The 15,754-nt window shown below is 72.4% G+C and carries 15 protein-coding genes; 11 read left to right on the plus strand and 4 right to left on the minus strand.

Annotated elements, in window-relative coordinates:
- Positions 1 to 27: 27 nt before the first annotated feature.
- Positions 28 to 1,026 (plus strand): VOC family protein, encoded by a 999-nt coding sequence (locus BR85_RS13340; RefSeq protein ID WP_028497113.1) that lies wholly within the window; start codon positions 28 to 30, stop codon positions 1,024 to 1,026.
- Positions 1,027 to 1,033: 7 nt separating this feature from the next.
- Here the strand turns inward: BR85_RS13340 and BR85_RS13345 are convergent, their stop codons facing one another.
- The 3 genes from BR85_RS13345 to BR85_RS13355 form a co-directional block, all read right to left on the minus strand.
- Positions 1,034 to 2,209, minus strand: coding sequence for a 4-hydroxybenzoate 3-monooxygenase (locus BR85_RS13345; protein ID WP_028497114.1), 1,176 nt, complete (start codon positions 2,207 to 2,209; stop codon positions 1,034 to 1,036).
- An 89-nt stretch (positions 2,210 to 2,298) separates the two neighbouring features.
- A complete protein-coding gene (locus BR85_RS13350; RefSeq protein ID WP_028497115.1) occupies positions 2,299 to 3,051 on the minus strand; it encodes an IclR family transcriptional regulator in 753 nt (250 codons plus the stop codon).
- Between the two features lie 41 nt (positions 3,052 to 3,092).
- Positions 3,093 to 3,884, minus strand: coding sequence for an IclR family transcriptional regulator domain-containing protein (locus BR85_RS13355; RefSeq protein WP_028497116.1), 792 nt, complete (start codon positions 3,882 to 3,884; stop codon positions 3,093 to 3,095).
- 120 nt (positions 3,885 to 4,004) lie between these two features.
- Here BR85_RS13355 and BR85_RS13360 point away from each other — a divergent pair, with 120 nt between their 5' ends.
- The 5 genes from BR85_RS13360 (at position 4,005) to BR85_RS13380 (ending at position 8,898) form a co-directional block, all read left to right on the plus strand.
- Positions 4,005 to 4,757: a 3-oxoacid CoA-transferase subunit A gene (locus tag BR85_RS13360; protein ID WP_028497117.1), complete on the plus strand. Its 753-nt coding sequence runs from the start codon at positions 4,005 to 4,007 to the stop codon at positions 4,755 to 4,757.
- Positions 4,754 to 5,425 (plus strand): 3-oxoacid CoA-transferase subunit B, encoded by a 672-nt coding sequence (locus tag BR85_RS13365; protein ID WP_028497118.1) that lies wholly within the window; start codon positions 4,754 to 4,756, stop codon positions 5,423 to 5,425. Before BR85_RS13360 ends, BR85_RS13365 begins: the two co-directional genes overlap by 4 nt.
- 1 nt (position 5,426) lies before the next feature.
- Positions 5,427 to 6,596, plus strand: coding sequence for a thiolase family protein (locus BR85_RS13370; protein WP_028497119.1), 1,170 nt, complete (start codon positions 5,427 to 5,429; stop codon positions 6,594 to 6,596).
- A 161-nt stretch (positions 6,597 to 6,757) separates the two neighbouring features.
- A complete protein-coding gene (locus BR85_RS13375) occupies positions 6,758 to 7,750 on the plus strand; it encodes a pyridoxal-phosphate dependent enzyme (RefSeq protein ID WP_028497120.1) in 993 nt (330 codons plus the stop codon).
- Positions 7,747 to 8,898, plus strand: a complete 1,152-nt coding sequence (locus BR85_RS13380) for a cystathionine gamma-synthase (RefSeq protein WP_028497121.1) — start codon at positions 7,747 to 7,749, stop codon at positions 8,896 to 8,898. The genes BR85_RS13375 and BR85_RS13380 overlap by 4 nt, the downstream gene beginning before the upstream one ends.
- Positions 8,899 to 8,908: 10 nt before the next feature.
- Here BR85_RS13380 and BR85_RS13385 read toward each other — a convergent pair whose 3' ends face one another.
- Positions 8,909 to 9,481 carry a DnaJ family domain-containing protein gene (locus tag BR85_RS13385; protein WP_028497122.1) on the minus strand — a complete coding sequence of 191 codons (573 nt, stop codon included), beginning with the start codon at positions 9,479 to 9,481 and terminating at the stop codon, positions 8,909 to 8,911.
- A 140-nt stretch (positions 9,482 to 9,621) separates the two neighbouring features.
- Here BR85_RS13385 and BR85_RS13390 point away from each other — a divergent pair, with 140 nt between their 5' ends.
- From BR85_RS13390 to BR85_RS13410, 5 genes are read left to right on the plus strand one after another with little or no spacing between them, the layout of a single operon-like run.
- Positions 9,622 to 10,221 carry a PadR family transcriptional regulator gene (locus BR85_RS13390; RefSeq protein ID WP_028497123.1) on the plus strand — a complete coding sequence of 200 codons (600 nt, stop codon included), beginning with the start codon at positions 9,622 to 9,624 and terminating at the stop codon, positions 10,219 to 10,221.
- The gene (locus BR85_RS13395) at positions 10,218 to 10,940 is read left to right on the plus strand and encodes an ABC transporter ATP-binding protein (protein WP_028497124.1); all 723 of its coding nucleotides are present in this window, start codon (positions 10,218 to 10,220) and stop codon (positions 10,938 to 10,940) included. The genes BR85_RS13390 and BR85_RS13395 overlap by 4 nt, the downstream gene beginning before the upstream one ends.
- Positions 10,937 to 13,834 carry an FtsX-like permease family protein gene (locus BR85_RS13400; RefSeq protein WP_051526391.1) on the plus strand — a complete coding sequence of 966 codons (2,898 nt, stop codon included), beginning with the start codon at positions 10,937 to 10,939 and terminating at the stop codon, positions 13,832 to 13,834. Before BR85_RS13395 ends, BR85_RS13400 begins: the two co-directional genes overlap by 4 nt.
- A gap of 43 nt (positions 13,835 to 13,877) precedes the next feature.
- Positions 13,878 to 14,711 (plus strand): sulfurtransferase, encoded by an 834-nt coding sequence (locus BR85_RS13405; RefSeq protein WP_028497126.1) that lies wholly within the window; start codon positions 13,878 to 13,880, stop codon positions 14,709 to 14,711.
- Entirely contained in the window at positions 14,708 to 15,688 is a 981-nt protein-coding gene (locus BR85_RS13410) for a Gfo/Idh/MocA family protein (RefSeq protein ID WP_036273097.1), read from the plus strand. Before BR85_RS13405 ends, BR85_RS13410 begins: the two co-directional genes overlap by 4 nt.
- Positions 15,689 to 15,754: the final 66 nt, after the last annotated feature.

The raw sequence follows: 15,754 nt of genomic DNA on the forward strand, positions 1-15,754 counted from the left end.
GACGATCCGGTCAGAGAGGACCTCGCCATGGCGCATCCCGAGAACTTCGACCTCGCGCACCTGGGCGCCGTGGAGCTGTTCACCCCGAAGTTCGAGGAGAGCCTGCACTTCTTCCGCGATCTGCTCGCGATGCGGGAGGTCGCCCGCATCGGCGACTCCGCCTACCTGCGCTGCTGGGACGAGTACCAGCTGTACTCGCTGAAGCTCACGGCATCCCACACCAACGGGGTCGGCCGGACGCTGTACCGCACAACCTCCCCGGAGGCCCTCGAGCGCCGCGTCGCGGAGATCGAGAAGACCGGCCTCGGCCACGGCTGGCGGGACCCCGAGGTCGGGGTGGGGCGCTCGTACGAGTTCGAGGACCCGGACGGCCACCTCATGGCGCTGTACTACGACACCGAGCTGTACGTCGCGGACGACGAGGACCGGCCGGCGCTGAAGAACCAGGCCTCCGCGTTCCCGGGACGCGGCATCAACGTCCGCCGCCTCGACCACATCAACTACCTCGCGAGCGACGTCGACAAGGCCGGCGCCTTCTGGCGCGACGTCATGATGACGCGGGACTCCGAGGCCGTGCGCCTGGACGACGGCCGGTACGGCGCCTGGTGGTTCCGTTTCCACCAGAAGTCCTACGACGTCGTCTACTCCGACGACTGGACCGGCGAGCGCGGCAGGTTCCACCACTTCGCGTTCGCGCCGGACTCCCGGGAGGACATCCTCCGCGCCGCGGACATCTGCCTGGAGAACGGGATCTACATCGAGTACGGCCCGTACAAGCACGCCATCAACCAGACCTTCTTCCTCTATGTCTGGGAGCCCGGCGGCAACCGCATCGAGTTCGCCAACGCGCAGGCCCGCCTCGTGCTCGACCCCGACGCCCCCGTCGTGGAATGGTCGCAGGCCGAGCGCGCGAAGGGCCAGGCGTGGGGGATGAAGACGGTCGCCACGTTCCACACGCACGGCACGCCGTACGTGGAGAACCAGGAGGAGATCGACCGCGCGGCCCTCGAAGGCCGCCCGCACTGAGCCCGGTTCAGGCCGGGACGGGCCAGCCTGTGTACGCCTCGGCGAGATACCGGCTGCCGGCCTCGGGCTCCACGACGCTGCGGAGCTCGCCGAGCTGACGGCGGCGGTCGAAGTCGCTGGCATCCGCCGTGACGTGCAGCATGCTCGTCATCCACCAGGAGAAGTGCTGCGCCTTCCAGATGCGTGCGAGCGCCGTCTCCGGGAACGCCTCGATGAGCCGCGTATCGCCGTCGTGGAGGAGCGCCCGCAGCGCCTGGGCGAGGACGAGCACGTCGGCGACGGCGAGGTTCATGCCCTTCGCGCCGGTGGGCGGCACGGTGTGCGCGGCATCCCCGACGATCGCGACCCGCCCGCGCAGCAGCTCGTGGGCCACGAAGCTGCGGAACCGCAGGACGTCGCGCTGGAAGATCGGGCCCTCCTTGAGGGTCGTTCCGGGGACGCGGCGCTGCAGCTCGTCCCACAGCTGCGCCTCCGTGTACGCCGCCGGGTCGACGCCCGGGTCGCACTGGAAGTACATGCGCTGCACGGTGTCGCTGCGCTGGCTGATGAGCGCGAAGCCGTCGGGGGAGTTGCTGTAGATGAGCTCGTCGGCACTCGGCGGGGCCTCGCAGAGGATGCCGAACCACGCGAACGGGTACTCGCGGAAGTAGCCGCCCGTGGACGACCCCGTGACGGCGGCGCGCGCGACGCTGCGCGACCCGTCGGCGCCGACGACGAACTCCGCGTCGATCTCCAGCGGCTCGCCTTCCGCCGTCGTGGCGACGACGCGCGGCCGGTCGGACTCGGCGCCCTCGACGCGGACGGCGGTGACGCCGAAGCGGAGATCCTGCCCGCCGGCGAGACGCGCCGCGATGAGGTCCTTGAGCGCCTCGTGCTGCGGGTACAGCCAGACGCTCCGGTCCACGAGGTGGGCGAAGTCGATGCGGTGGCCGGCCCCGTCGAAGCGCAACTCGATGCCGTCGTGCCGGTGCCCCACGGTGCGGGCGCGGCTGAACTCGCCGAGACCGTCGAGGACTTCGACCGTGCCCTGCTCGAGGATGCCGGCGCGGATCGTGGACTCGATCTCCTCGCGGGTGCGCTGGTCGATCACGATCGATTCCATGCCGGCCTCGGCGAGGAGGTGCGAGAGGAGCAAGCCGGCGGGGCCGGCTCCGATGATCGCGACACGGGTGGTGATCGGCATGGCGTCTCCTTCGACGGGCGGGATGTCGTGGCCCAGTCTGCGCCGCCGCCGCCCACCTCGGAACGAGTCTTCCCGTTGAACGGGAGCGCTCAGTGGTACCGGGCGAGCGCCGCTTCGATGCCGCGGGCCGCGCGGTGCAGCTCGGCGAGGGCCGGCTCCGGCGACGCCTCGCGGGGCAGCACGACCGACAGTGCCGCGATCACGCGCCGCGTGCCGTCCCGCACCGGGACGGCGACACCGGTCGAGACGTCCTCGATGAAGCCCGGGGCGACGGCCTGGCCGCGCGCGCGGATCTCGGCGAGCAGGCGGCGGATCGCGGCGGGGTCGGCGGGCGTCGCGGCGGTGAGCCGTGCGAGCGGGCGGGCGAGCACGCGATCCTGCGTCTCCCGATCGGCGTACGCGAGGAGCAGCAGGCCGGACGAGGAGGCGTGCAGGGGCAGCCGCCCCGCGACCCGGGTGATGTTCGCACCGGACCGCGGCCCGCTGAGCCGCTCCAGGAACAGGGCCTCGTCCTGCTCGAGGATCGCGAGCTGGGTGTGCTCGCGCACCCGGGTCTGCACGGCATCCATGAAGGGCATCGCCGCCTGCCGCAGCCGCAGCGCGGCCGAGGACCGGGTGGCGAGCTCCCACAGCCGCATCCCGATCCGGATGCCGTTGTCGTCGTCGCGCTCGAGGAGGCCGGCGTCGACGAGATCGGCGACGATCCGGTGCGCCGTCGAGCTCGGCAGTTCGGCGCGGCGCCCGATCTCGGCGGCCGTCTGCACCGTGCGGGTCGGGGTGAAGGTCTCGAGCACCCGCACGAGCCGCTCGGTCATGCCGTCACCGGAGGAGGAGTTCGCCACGGGGGACAGTCTGACAGCGGTCTCCCGTTGATCGGGAGGGGTCAGCGGATCCGGGTGCCGGCGCGCTGCAGGTCCGCCTCGATGCGGCGGGCGGCCTCGAGGAGGGGCGGCACGACCCGCTCCCGCGTTTCGTCGACGCCGCCGCGGCGGACCGGCGTCGAGACGTTGACGGCGGCGGTGACGGCACCCGAGGCGTCGCGGATGGGCGCGGCGAACGACCGCAGCCCCTCCTCGAGCTCCTGGTCGACGAAGCTCCAGCCCTGGGCGGCGATCTCCTCGAGGGCCTTCCGGAGGCGCGCGCGGGTCGTGATCGTGAAGTCGGTGAGCGGGCGCAGCTCGACCCGCTCCAGGAACGCCTCCCGTTCCCCGGGCGGCAGGAAGGCGAGGAGGGTCCGTCCCATCGAGGTCGCGAACGCCGGCAGGCGGGTGCCGACGCCGATCGCCGCGGAGATGATCCGGTAGGTCGCCACGCGAGCGACGTAGACGATGTCGTCTCCGTCGAGGATCGCGACCGAGGTCGACTCGCCGGTCCGCTCGCTGAGCTCCCGGAGGTGCGGCTGCGCGATCTCCGGCAGGCCGAGGCCGGAGAGGTACGCGAACCCGAGGTCCAGGAGGCGCGGACGCAGGAAGAAGGCGCGACCATCCGTTCCCACGTAGCCGAGTTCGACGAGGGTGTGCAGGAAGCGGCGCGCGCTGGCCCGGCTGATCCCCGCCTCCCGGGAGACCTCGCTGAGCGTCAGCAGCGGACGCTGCGGCCCGAAGGCGCGGATGACGGCGAGTCCGCGGTCCAGAGACTGGACGAACTCGCCCGCGGTCGGGGTCTCCTCCGCCATGGCGGCTCCTTTCGCGGCTGGCCGCACCGGGTCGATAGGGGCTAGCATAGTGCGAGAAGCGAACGGGCGTTCGCACAGCGAACATTCTTCGCGGAACGCTCAGATCAATGAGGAGTGCGCGTGATCGACAAGACCGTGCCCGATGGCGCCGCCGCGGTGGCCGACATCCCCGAGGGCGCGACCATCCTGATCGGCGGGTTCGGGCGTGCCGGCCAGCCCGTCGAGCTCATCGACGCCCTGATCGCACACGGCGCGGGCGGCCTGACCGTCGTGAACAACAACGCCGGCAACGGCGACACGGGGCTCGCGGCGCTGCTGGACCGCGGACTCGTCCGCAAGATCATCTGCTCCTTCCCGCGCCAGCACGACTCCTGGGTCTTCGACCGGCTCTACCGCGCCGGCGAGATCGAGCTCGAGCTCGTGCCGCAGGGGAACCTCGCCGAACGCATCCGCGCCGCCGGCGCCGGCATCGGCGCGTTCTTCACCCCGACCGGGGTCGGCACGCAGCTCGCCGAAGGCAAGGAGACCCGCACGATCGACGGCCGGGACTACGTGCTGGAGTATCCGATCCGCGCCGACTTCGCCCTCATCAGCGGCCTCCGCGCCGACCGATGGGGCAACGTCGTCTACCGCGAGACCGCCCGCAACTTCGGGCCCATCATGGCCTCCGCGGCCACGACGACGATCGTGCAGGTCGACGAGGTCGTGCCGCTGGGCGGCATCGACCCCGAGACCGTCGTCACGCCGGGCATCTTCGTCGACCGCGTCGTCGCGGTGGGGGAGCGCGCGTGGCTGCAGGGAGGCGCCTTCGTCGGGGGCGTCGATGTGGAAGGGCGTCCGCACGGGGACGCGACAGCGGAGGTGGACCAGTGAGCACCCGGATCAGCCGCGACGACCTCGCGCGTCGCATCGCGGCAGACATCCCCGAGGGGTCGTACGTCAACCTCGGGATCGGTGCGCCCACCCTCGTGGCGAACTTCCTCCCGGTCGACCAGGAGATCATCCTGCACACCGAGAACGGGCTGCTCGGGATGGGGTCGGCACCGGATGCCGCGCACGTCGACCCCGATCTCATCAACGCCGGGAAGCAGCCGGTCACCGCGCTGCCGGGGGCCGCTTACTTCCACCACGCCGACTCGTTCGGCATGATGCGCGGCGGCCACCTCGACGTGTGCGTGCTGGGTGCCTTCCAGGTCTCCGAGACCGGCGACCTCGCGAACTGGTCCACCGGCGCGCCCGGTGCGATCCCTGCCGTCGGCGGCGCCATGGACCTCGCGATCGGCGCGAAGAGCGTGTACGTCATGACCGACCTGCTTGCGAAGGACGGCTCGTCCAAGCTCGTGGCATCCTGCACCTACCCGCTCACCGGCGTCGGCTGCGTCTCGCGGATCTACACCGATCACGGCATCTTCGATGTGACGGCGGACGGGCTCGCGGTGCGCGAGGCGTTCGGGGAGAACACCGTCGCCTCGCTCGCCGAGCTCACCGGCCTGGTGCTGGCCGATGCCACCGGCGCGGACCTCACGGAAGGGAACCGCTGACATGGGAACCAGCTACATCTACGACGCCGTCCGCACGCCGTTCGGCCGGGCCGGCGGCGCGCTCGCCGGGGTCCGGCCCGATGACCTCGCCGCCGTCGTCATGAAGGCCATCGTCGAGCGGAGCGGTATCGACCCGGCCCGCATCGGCGACGTCATCTTCGGCGACGCCAACCAGGCCGGCGAGGACAACCGCAACGTCGCGCGCTTCGGCGCACTGCTGGCCGGCTTGCCGACGACGGTCACCGGCGTGACCGTCAACCGCCTGTGCGCCTCGTCCGTCGAGGCCGTCATCCAGGCATCCCGCGCCGTGGAGTCCGGCGACGCCGATCTCGTCCTCGCCGGCGGCGTCGAGTCGATGAGCCGGTCGCCGTTCGTCGTGGAGAAGTCCGCGAAGCCGTTCCCCGCCGTCGGCAACCAGACGATGTGGAACACCGCGATCGGCTGGCGCATGACCAACCGGAAGCTGCCGACGCACTGGACCGTCAGCAACGGCGAGGCGGCGGAGAAGACCGCGCGCACGTGGGGCATCGGCCGGGAGGCGCAGGACGAGTTCGCCGTCCGCTCGCACCGGCTCGCCGCGCAGGCCTGGGCCGATGGCGTCTTCGACGGCGAGATCGTGCAGGTCCCCGGGGCGGAGCTCGCCCGCGACGAGGGCATCCGCGACGACACGTCGGTGGAGAAGCTCGCGGGCCTCCGCGCCCTCTTCGCCGAGGACGGCACCGTGACGGCGGGCAACTCCTCCTCGATCAACGACGGCGCCTCCGCCGTGCTCATCGGCGGCGAGGGCGCGATCGACGCCGAGCCGCTCGCGCGCATCACCGGGCGTGCCGCGCACGGCGTCGACCCCGACGACTTCCCCACGGCGCCGATCGAGGCGGCGAACAAGGCGCTCGCGCGCGCCGGCCGCACATGGGCCGAGGTCGACGTCGTCGAGCTGAACGAGGCGTTCGCGTCGCAGTCGCTCGCGTGCCTCGCCGGCTGGCCCGACCTCGACCCCGCCAAGCTCAACGCGCACGGCGGCGCGCTCGCGATCGGCCACCCGCTCGGCGCCTCCGGCGGCCGGGTCATCGCCCGCGCCGCGCACGACCTCGTCGCGCGGGGCGGCGGCGTCGCCGTCGTCGCCGTGTGCATCGGCGTCGGGCAGGGGCTTGCGGTCGTCCTCGAGCGCTGAGCGTCATATGACGACGTCCGGGGGATCACCCGGGCGCGACGGGCTAGGGTGACTTCATGCTCCTCACCTGTCAGTGTTGTCGCTGAGCGCTTCTGCGCGCCTCCGACGAACCGACAGCCCGTCGCGCCTCTGCGTGCGCGACCACATCACAGGACATCCTCGTGCGCTACGCATCACACATCGCCGACATGGTCGGCAACACCCCCCTCGTCCGCCTCAACAAGGTGACCGACGGGATCGCCGCCACCGTGCTGGCGAAGGTCGAGTACTTCAACCCGGGGAGCTCCGCGAAGGACCGCATCGCCCGGAACATCATCGAGGCGGCGGAGGCCTCCGGGCAGCTGAAGCCGGGCGGGACGATCGTCGAGCCGACGAGCGGCAACACCGGCGTCGGGCTCGCCCTCATCGCCCTGCAGCGGGGCTATCGGATGATCTTCGTCGTCCCCGACAAGTTCGCCGGTGAGAAGGTCGCCGTGCTGAAGGCGTACGGCGCGGAGATCGTCATGACCCCGACGAGCGTGCCCCCGGAGCATCCGGACTCGTACTACAGCGTCTCCGACCGGCTCGCCGCCGAGATCCCGGGGGCCTTCAAGCCGAACCAGTTCGCGAACCTCAACGGTCCGCGCGCGCACTACGAGACGACCGGTCCGGAGATCTGGCGCGACACCGACGGGAAGGTCACGCACCTCATCGCGGGTGTCGGCACCGGCGGCACGATCAGCGGCACGGGACGCTTCCTCAAGGAGGCCTCCGCCGGCGAGGTCGTCGTGATCGGCGCCGACCCGGAGGGCTCCATCTACTCCGGCGGCCCGATCCACGGCTACCTCGTCGAGGGGGTCGGGGAGGACTTCTACCCCGCGACCTTCGACCCCACCGTCGTCGACGACTACGAGCGGGTGGGCGACGCCGAGTCGTTCGCCATGACGCGGCGGCTCGCGCGCGAAGAGGGTCTCCTCGTCGGCGGGTCGTCGGGCATGGCGGTCGTCGCGGCGCTGCGCGTCGCCCGCGACCTGCCGGCGGATGCCGTCGTGGTCGTCGTGCTGCCCGACCACGGCCGCGGATACCTCAGCAAGCTGTACGACGACGAGTGGATGCGCGAGCGCGGTTTCGCCACCGAGTCGACCACCACCGAAACCACCGGGAGCCTCACATGACCGAGTACGCACGCGGCTTCGAGAGCCTCGTCATCCACGCCGGGCAGGAGTTCGACCCCGCGACGGGTGCCGTCATCCCCCCGGTGCATTTCTCCACGACGTTCGCGCAGGACGGCATCGGCGGCCTCCGTGGGGGCTACGAGTACGGACGCAGCGGCAATCCGACCCGCACGGCGCTGCAGACGCAGCTCGCCGCGATCGAGGGCGGCGCGCACGGGTTCTCCTTCTCCTCCGGGCTCGCCGCAGAGGACGTGCTCCTGCGCGCCGCGCTGCAGCCGGGCGACGAGGTGCTGCTCGGCAGCGACGTCTACGGCGGCACGCACCGCCTCATCGCGCGGGTGCTCGGGCCGTGGGGCGTCGGGCTGCGGGTCGTCGACATGAGCGACCTGGATGCCGTGCGCGCGGCGCTCGAGGAGAGCGCCCCGAAGGTGCTGTGGGTGGAGACGCCGTCCAACCCGCTGCTGCGGATCACCGACATCGCCGGGCTCGCCGCCATCGGCCACGAGGCCGGCGCGCTCGTCGTCGTGGACAACACCTTCGCGACGCCCGCGCTGCAGCAGCCGCTCGCCCTCGGCGCCGACGTCGTCGTGCACTCGACGACGAAGTACCTCGGCGGGCACTCCGACGTCGTCGGCGGCGGCCTGGTGCTGAACGACGATGCCCTCGCCGAGAAGATCGGCTTCCTGCAGTTCGCCGCCGGCGCCGTCTCCGGCCCGCTCGACGCGTGGCTCACGACGCGGGGCATCAAGACGCTCGCGGTGCGGATGCAGCGGCACAGCGAGAACGCCGCCGCCGTCGCCGCGTTCCTCGAGAGCTCCGATCGCGTCGCCCGCGTCTACTACCCGGGGCTCGCCTCGCACCCGGGCCACGACCTCGCGGCCCGGCAGATGTCCGGCTTCGGCGGCATCGTCTCGGTCGCGCTGGAGAGCGGCACCGCAGCCCGTCGCTTCGCGGAGTCGACGCGGCTCTTCCAGCTCGCCGAGTCGCTCGGCGGTGTGGAGTCGCTCGTCAACTACCCCGACGCCATGACGCACGCCTCGGTGCGCGGCACCGAAGCCGCTGTCCCCGTCGAGGTCGTGCGCCTGTCGGTCGGCATCGAGTCGGTCGACGACCTGCTCGCCGACGTCGAGCAGGCGCTCCGCGCGTAGCCGGGGCTGATCAGCGGCGCCGGAACCAGCGACGCGTGCGCGGCGGTTCCGGCGGGGGAGCGGATGCCGCGAGCCGCGCCGCGCGGCGCTCCCGCCACGCCGTGACGTCGGCCTCGACGTCGTGCGTCGGTGTCACGACCGGCGGCCCGCCCTGCAGCTGCCGCCGCGCCTCGATGACGCGCCGGTTGAAGTCCTCGACGTACTCGCGGACATCGCCCTCACGCGCGAGAGTGTCCAGCCGCTCGGCGAACTCGGCGTGCTCGGTGCGCAGCGTCAGGGCGGCGGGGCCGAGCCCGGTGAGCTTCTCGGTCTGGATCTTCCGCCGGATCCACCAGTCCGGATCGTGGCTCTCCCCGAGCCCTTCGAGCGGCTTGCCGTACCCGGGCAGGTCGTCGAAGTCGCCGCGGCGGATGGCCTGCTGGATCGCCGTCTCCACGTACAGCGCCCGCTCGTGCGCGGTGGGAGCCGCGGCATCCGTCGTCTCGTTCGCCGGCTTCTGGTCGGCATCCGGGTCTTCCCCCAGCTCGTGCCGGAGCTTGTCGACGCGATAGCGGGCGGCATCCAGTCTCGGATCCTCGCCCATCCGCGTCTCCCTCCGCGCCGTGTGTTCCAGCGTACGACGCGCCGCGAGACCCGGCGCTGGACGATGGGATGCCGCGTATGTATATACTCAGAAATCACATACGCGGTATGCATGAACGCGTGTCCATGAACGGAGTCATGATGTCGGTGCGACAGAGCCTGCTGGCCATCCTCGATCAGGGGCCGTGCTACGGCTATCAGCTGCGGACGGAGTTCGACCGCCGCACCGGCTCGACCTGGCCGCTCAACGTCGGGCAGATCTACAACACCCTCGACCGGCTGGAGCGCGATGGGCTCGTCGAGAAGGGCGACGTCGACGAGCAGGGTCACGTGTACTGGCAGATCACGGATGCCGGCCGGCTCGAGGTGCGCGCCTGGCTCGCCTCGCCCGTGGAGCGCTCGCAGGGGACGCGCGACGAGCTGGCCATCAAGCTCGCCGTCGCCGCAACCCTGCCGGGCATCGACGTGGGCGACGTGATCCAGACGCAGCGCCTCGCATCGCTGCGGCAGCTGCAGGAGCTCAACCGCGCGAAGTACGCCGGCGCCAATCCCGATGGGCCGGAGGAGCTCGCGTGGTCGCTCGTCGTGGACTCGATGATCTTCACGGCGGAAGCGGAGATCCGCTGGCTCGACCACACCGAGCAGCGGCTCGCGCTGCACCCGCAGCACGCCATGGAGCTCGAGCTGTCGACCGAGAAGCCCAAGCGCGGACGCCCGGTCAAGACGGAGGCGGGCGCATGACCGACGCGCCGGTGCTGCAGCTGACCGGGGTCACGCAGCAGTACGGCGAGGGTGCGACGTCGGTCTCCGCGCTCTCCGGCGTCGATCTCACGGTGCAGCGGGGTGAGCTCGTCGCCATCATGGGGGCCTCCGGGTCGGGCAAGTCGACGCTGCTGTCGATCGCCGGGGGGCTGCAGAAACCCACGACCGGCGAGGTCATCGTCGAAGGCACGTACCTTTCGACGGCGTCCGCTCGTCAGCTCGCGCAGCTGCGGCGCCGCTCGCTCGGCTTCGTCTTCCAGGACTTCAACCTCATCCCGACGCTCACGGCACTCGAGAACGTGACGCTGCCGCTCGAGCTCGACGGCTTCCGGGCACGCGTCGCCCGGCGCGCCGGGCGAGACGCGCTCACCTCGGTCGGGTTGGAGGACAAACTCGATGCCTACCCCGACGACCTCTCCGGCGGTCAGCAGCAGCGCGTCGCGATCGCCCGCGCGGTCGTCGGCGGCCGCCGGCTGATCCTCGCCGACGAGCCCACCGGCGCACTGGACTCGGTGACGGGCGAGGCGGTCATGAAGATGATCCGCTCCCGCGTCGACCAGGGGGCGGCCGGCATCCTCGTCACCCACGAGGCGCGGCACGCCGCGTGGGCCGACCGCATCGTGTTCCTCCGCGACGGCCGTATCGTCGACCAGTCGCGCCGCGATGGTGCCGAGACGCTGCTGGCGGGCACGCCGTGACCGGGCTTCTCGAGCGCGCCGATGCGCCGCCCGCCGCGCCGGCCGCCGACCCACGCCCCGACCGTCCGAGCATCTGGCCGCGCCTGCGCGCCGACCTGCGGCTCGCCCGGCGGCAGTCGCTGCGCGGCTGGGCCTCGAGCCTGCTCGTCGTGGCGCTCATCGCGCTGCCCATGACCCTCGTCGCGGGGGCCATCGTGTTCGGCATGGGCCACGTCGCAACGACGGAGGAGCGGATCCGCGCCGAACTCGGCGGGGCGGACGCCTGGGTGTCGATCGTGCACGGCCCGGACCCGTCGCTCACGCAGTACCTCGACGAGCCCACCTGGTGGGATGTCGCGCGAGAAGAGCAGACCGGTGAGCTCATCAACGAGGAGCTGCCGCCCCACGGGAGCGCCCGCCCGTTCCTCCCAGCCGGCGCCATCGAGATCGGTGCGGGGCGGGTCACCGCCGAGACGGCGGGCGGCATCGGCGCGATGACCGCCGTGATCGGGGATGCCGCGGCGCCGGTGCTGCGCGGGCGCTTCGAGCTGATCGAGGGGCGGGCTCCTGCGAGCGACAGCGAGGTCGTCGTCTCGCCCGGTGCCCTCGAGCGCCTGGGCGTGGGGGTCGGCGACCGGCTGGAGCTCACCGAGCCGGCCGCGACCTACACCGTGACCGGTGTCCTCAAGCGGGCGGAAGACCCCCACGCCGCCGAAGTCGTCTTCCTCCCCGGCACGCCGGCCAACCGCGCGCTGCAGGAGGACGTCCTGAGCACGGTCTGGTACCTGCCGGAGTGGAGTCCGACCCCGGACGACGTCCGTGCGTTGAACCGGGAGGGGATGATCGTCTTCGACCGCGACCTCTTCGTCGCGCCGGGCGACATGGCGAACCCCTGGGCGTCGGGGGATGCGCTCGCCCTGTCGATGGTCTGGCTCATCGGCGCCGCCGCCGCCTTCGCCGGGTACCTCGTCGTCCTCCTGGCCGGCGCAGCCTTCTCGGTGAGCGCGCGCCGGCAGCAGCGCGCGCTCGCCGTCGCCGCGAGCGTGGGAGCCACCCGCGCGGACGTCTTCCGCGTCGTGCTGCTGCAGGGCACCGTGCTCGGCGGGGTCGGCGGCATCGTCGGGTCCGCGGCCGGCATCGGGCTCGGCATCCTGTTCCTCCATCTCTTCGACGACGGGTCGACGACCGCGTTCCAGGGCGTGCACGTGCCCTGGTGGGGCCTTGCCGCCGTCATCGCCTTCGCCGTGATCGTGGGGACGATCGCGGCCATTGCGCCGGCGCGCGCCGCGACGAAGGGCGAGGTCATCGCCGCGCTCCGCGGGTCGCGCCGGCCGGCGCGGGTGCGCGTGGACCGCCCCCTGTGGGGCGTGCTGCTCATCGCGGCCGGCGTGGGGCTGACAGCGGTGTGCGCGCTCTGGCTCGCCGCGATCAATGCCGAGGAGTTCGTCAGCGGCGACGACGGCCGGCGCACGATCTGCATCATCGGCATCATCCTGGGCCCGATCCTGCTGCAGGTCGGCGTCATGCTGGGCGGGCACTGGCTCATCTCGCTCCTGGCACGGCCGCTCTCCCGCCTCGGGCTCGCCTCGCGGATCGCGAGCCGGGATGCCGCGGCGAACCCGGGCCGGATCGTCCCGGCCTTCGCCGCGATCGCGGCCTGCGCGTTCCTGGCAGCCGCCTCGCTCGGGTCCATCGCCCTCGTCACGAAGCAGGCCGAGCGGGGCTGGACCTACGCCGCGCCGGTGGGCAGCGTCTCGGTGGCGGGCTGGATGGACGACATCGACCGGCAGCACCTCGCCGTCGGCACCGTCGTGACCGGGTGGCAGGACGACGGCGCGGGGGCGTCGCGCGGCGTCTACATCGACGCGGAGGCGACCGCCCGGAGCCTGCTCGAGTCCGCCGGTCCGGGCACGCTCGGCACCGTGTGGGATGCCGGGACCGGGCGATGGGATGCAACGGGCACGCTGCTCAACCCGGACGACATCCTGGCCTTCCCGCGGATGGAGCACATCGATGCCGCGCTCGCGGCGGACCAGTGCAAGGAGCTCGAGATCGCGGACTGCCGGTGGCACCAGTCACCGTGGTGGAACCTCGGCATCGTCGATGCGACGGAGCTGGAGGCGGTGACGGGGGAGGAGCTGTCGACGGCGGAGCTCGCCGCCTACCGCGACGGCGCGGCCCTCGTCCTCGATCCCGACTACATCCGCGACGATGGCACGGTGGCGGTGGCCTTCTCAACGCAGGAGAGACTCGCCAAGACCGAGGTCGCCGAGGCCCCCACCGACGTCGTCTCGGTCGCCGCGATCCGGCGCGATCAGCCCCAGCGCCAGGTCTCGGTGCTCATCGTCCCGGAACTCGCCGACAGCTGGGGACTCCGCTCCGGCAACTGGACGGTCATCGCGACCTACGACGTGCCGCTGACGACGGCGCAGGTCGACAGCCTGCAGCAGGAGGCGGACACCCTGTCGCGCACAGGCGAGGTCGGCATGTGGCCGCACCTGGAGTCCGGCCCGCCGGACGCCGCCCCCTGGATGTGGCTCGCCGTCGGCGCGACCGCCGTGCTCGTCATCGGCGCCTCGAGCGTCGCGCTCGGGCTCGCGCGCGTCGAGCGGCGACCCGACGACGCGACGCTCGCCGCCGTCGGCGGCACCCGCCGGCTGCGCCGGGGGATCGCGCTCTGGCAGGCCGCGATCGTGGCCGGCCTCGGCATGGTGACGGGTACGGTCGCCGGCATCCTCCCCGTCTGGGGTGTCGCCCTCGCGTCGGAGCGGATCTACAACCCGCCGTCCTTCGGCGACATGCCGTGGCTGTGGCTCGTCGTGCTCGCCCTCGGCCTGCCCGCGGTGATTGCGCTCGTGTCGTGGCTCGTGCCACCGCGCGACCCCGACCTCACCCGGCGGACCGCGATCGCCTGACGGTCAGCACGCCGACGCGGGCGTCGCGGCCTACGCTCGGAGGATGGGCGCAGAACTCATCACCCCCGCCGAGCTCGATGACCTCCTCGGATCGGAGCGACCGCCGGTCGTCCTCGACATCCGCTGGCGGCTCGACGCGCCGGATGGTCGGGAGGCCTACCGTTCCGGCCACATTCCCGGCGCGGTATACGTCAGCCTGGACGACGAGCTGGCCGCGCACGGCGAACCGGCCGACGGCCGGCATCCGCTGCCCGCCGCGGCCGACTTCGAGGCCGCCGCGCGGCGCTGGGGCCTCAACGACGGCGACACCGTCGTGGTCTACGACGACTGGCAGTCCTTCGGCGCGGCTCGCGCGTGGTGGATGCTGACCGACGCCGGTGTCGCCGACGTGCGTCTCCTCGACGGCGGGCTGGGCTCATGGCGGACCGCCGGGTTGCCGCTCGAGACCGGCGATGTCGTTCCCGTGCCTGGCACGGTGAGGCTCGCGCCCGGGCATCTGCCGCAGCTCACGATCGACGAGGCCGCGGCGCTCCCCGCGCACGGCGCGCTCCTCGACGTCCGCGCGACAGAGCGGTACCGCGGCGAGAACGAGCCGATCGACCCGCAGGCGGGCCACATCCCGGGTGCGCTCAACCTGTCGACGACTGACAATCTCGACGCGGACGGTCGGTTCCTGCCCGCCGCCGCGCTCCGTCGCCGCGTCGAAGCCCTCGACGTCGACGGCCCCATCGGCGTGTACTGCGGCTCCGGTGTCTCGGCCGCGCACGCCGTGTTCGCGCTGCAGCGCGCCGGGCTCGACCCCGCCCTGTACGTCGGGTCGTGGAGCCAGTGGTCCAACCACCCGGACCGCCCCGTCGTGACGGGAGCCCAGCCGTGACCGCGCGCTGGGCGATCCTCGGCGCCGGCGCCATCAGCCGCGACTTCGCGAACGGTCTGACCCACGCGACCCTCGGCCACCTGCACGCCGTCGGTGCCCGCTCCGCCGCCGACGCCCGCGCCTTCGCCGACGCGCACGGTGCCGCCGTCGCCGGGACCTACGAGGAGATCCTCGAGCGCGACGACATCGACGCCTTCTACATCGGCACGGTCCACACGACGCACGGCGAGCTCGCGATCGCTGCCCTCGAGGCGGGCAAGGCGGTGCTGTGCGAGAAGCCGCTGACGACGATTCCCGCCGACACGGATGCCGTGCTCGCGGTCGCCGCACGCACCGGCCTCCCGCTCGTCGAGGCGTTCAAGTACCGCTTCGGCCCCTTCCCAGAGCTGCTGCGCCGGCGAATCGAGGACGGGGCGATCGGAGAGATCATCGAGGTCGTGACGACGATCGGGTTCACGGCGGCCGAGCGGACGGGCCGCCTCTTCGATCCCGCCGTGGCCGGCGGCGCGATCCTCGATGCCGGCTGCTACCCCGTCTCCCTCGCCGCCGGCGTCGCGGCCTGGGCCGGGCAGCCGCTCGACGATGCCCGTGTGCTCTCCGCCGAGGGTCTCATCGGCGACACGGGCGTCGACGAGACGGCATCCGCTGTCCTGCAGCTCGGCGCCGTGACGGCGCGCGTCCGCACGGCCATCGTCGAGGATCTGCCGCGCGCGGCGCGCATCGTCGGCACGTCCGGCGAGATCGAGGTGCCCAACGTGTGGGGGAGCCGGCAGCAGAGCACGGATGCCGCCGTGCTGCGCCGGCCCGACGGAACGGTCGAGCACCTGACGGCCGAGACACTGAATCCGATGGCGGCCGAGGCGGATGCCGTCATCGCGGCGCTCCGCGACGGTCGCACCGAAGCGCCCGAGATGCCGTGGGCGCAGACTCGCGTCATCGCGCGTCTGCTCGAGGACTGGCGCCGCGCCCTCGACTGACTCACGCCCGCCGGGGCCTCACGAGTTGGGGTCACTTGGTGTCGCCTCGGCCCCCGCGACGCGGCG

This window comes from Microbacterium sp. UNCCL10, from assembly GCF_000746195.1.
GTDB lineage: Bacteria > Actinomycetota > Actinomycetes > Actinomycetales > Microbacteriaceae > Microbacterium > Microbacterium saccharophilum.

Coding starts and splice junctions, on each gene's coding strand:
- BR85_RS13340 (WP_028497113.1), top strand. CDS start 28: ATGGCGCATCCCGAGAACTTCGACCTCGCGCACCTGGGCGCCGTGGAG.
- BR85_RS13405 (WP_028497126.1), top strand. CDS start 13,878: ATGGGCGCAGAACTCATCACCCCCGCCGAGCTCGATGACCTCCTCGGA.
- BR85_RS13370 (WP_028497119.1), top strand. CDS start 5,427: ATGGGAACCAGCTACATCTACGACGCCGTCCGCACGCCGTTCGGCCGG.
- BR85_RS13385 (WP_028497122.1), bottom strand. CDS start 9,481: ATGGGCGAGGATCCGAGACTGGATGCCGCCCGCTATCGCGTCGACAAG.
- BR85_RS13390 (WP_028497123.1), top strand. CDS start 9,622: ATGTCGGTGCGACAGAGCCTGCTGGCCATCCTCGATCAGGGGCCGTGC.
- BR85_RS13345 (WP_028497114.1), bottom strand. CDS start 2,209: ATGCCGATCACCACCCGTGTCGCGATCATCGGAGCCGGCCCCGCCGGC.
- BR85_RS13380 (WP_028497121.1), top strand. CDS start 7,747: ATGACCGAGTACGCACGCGGCTTCGAGAGCCTCGTCATCCACGCCGGG.
- BR85_RS13395 (WP_028497124.1), top strand. CDS start 10,218: ATGACCGACGCGCCGGTGCTGCAGCTGACCGGGGTCACGCAGCAGTAC.
- BR85_RS13355 (WP_028497116.1), bottom strand. CDS start 3,884: ATGGCGGAGGAGACCCCGACCGCGGGCGAGTTCGTCCAGTCTCTGGAC.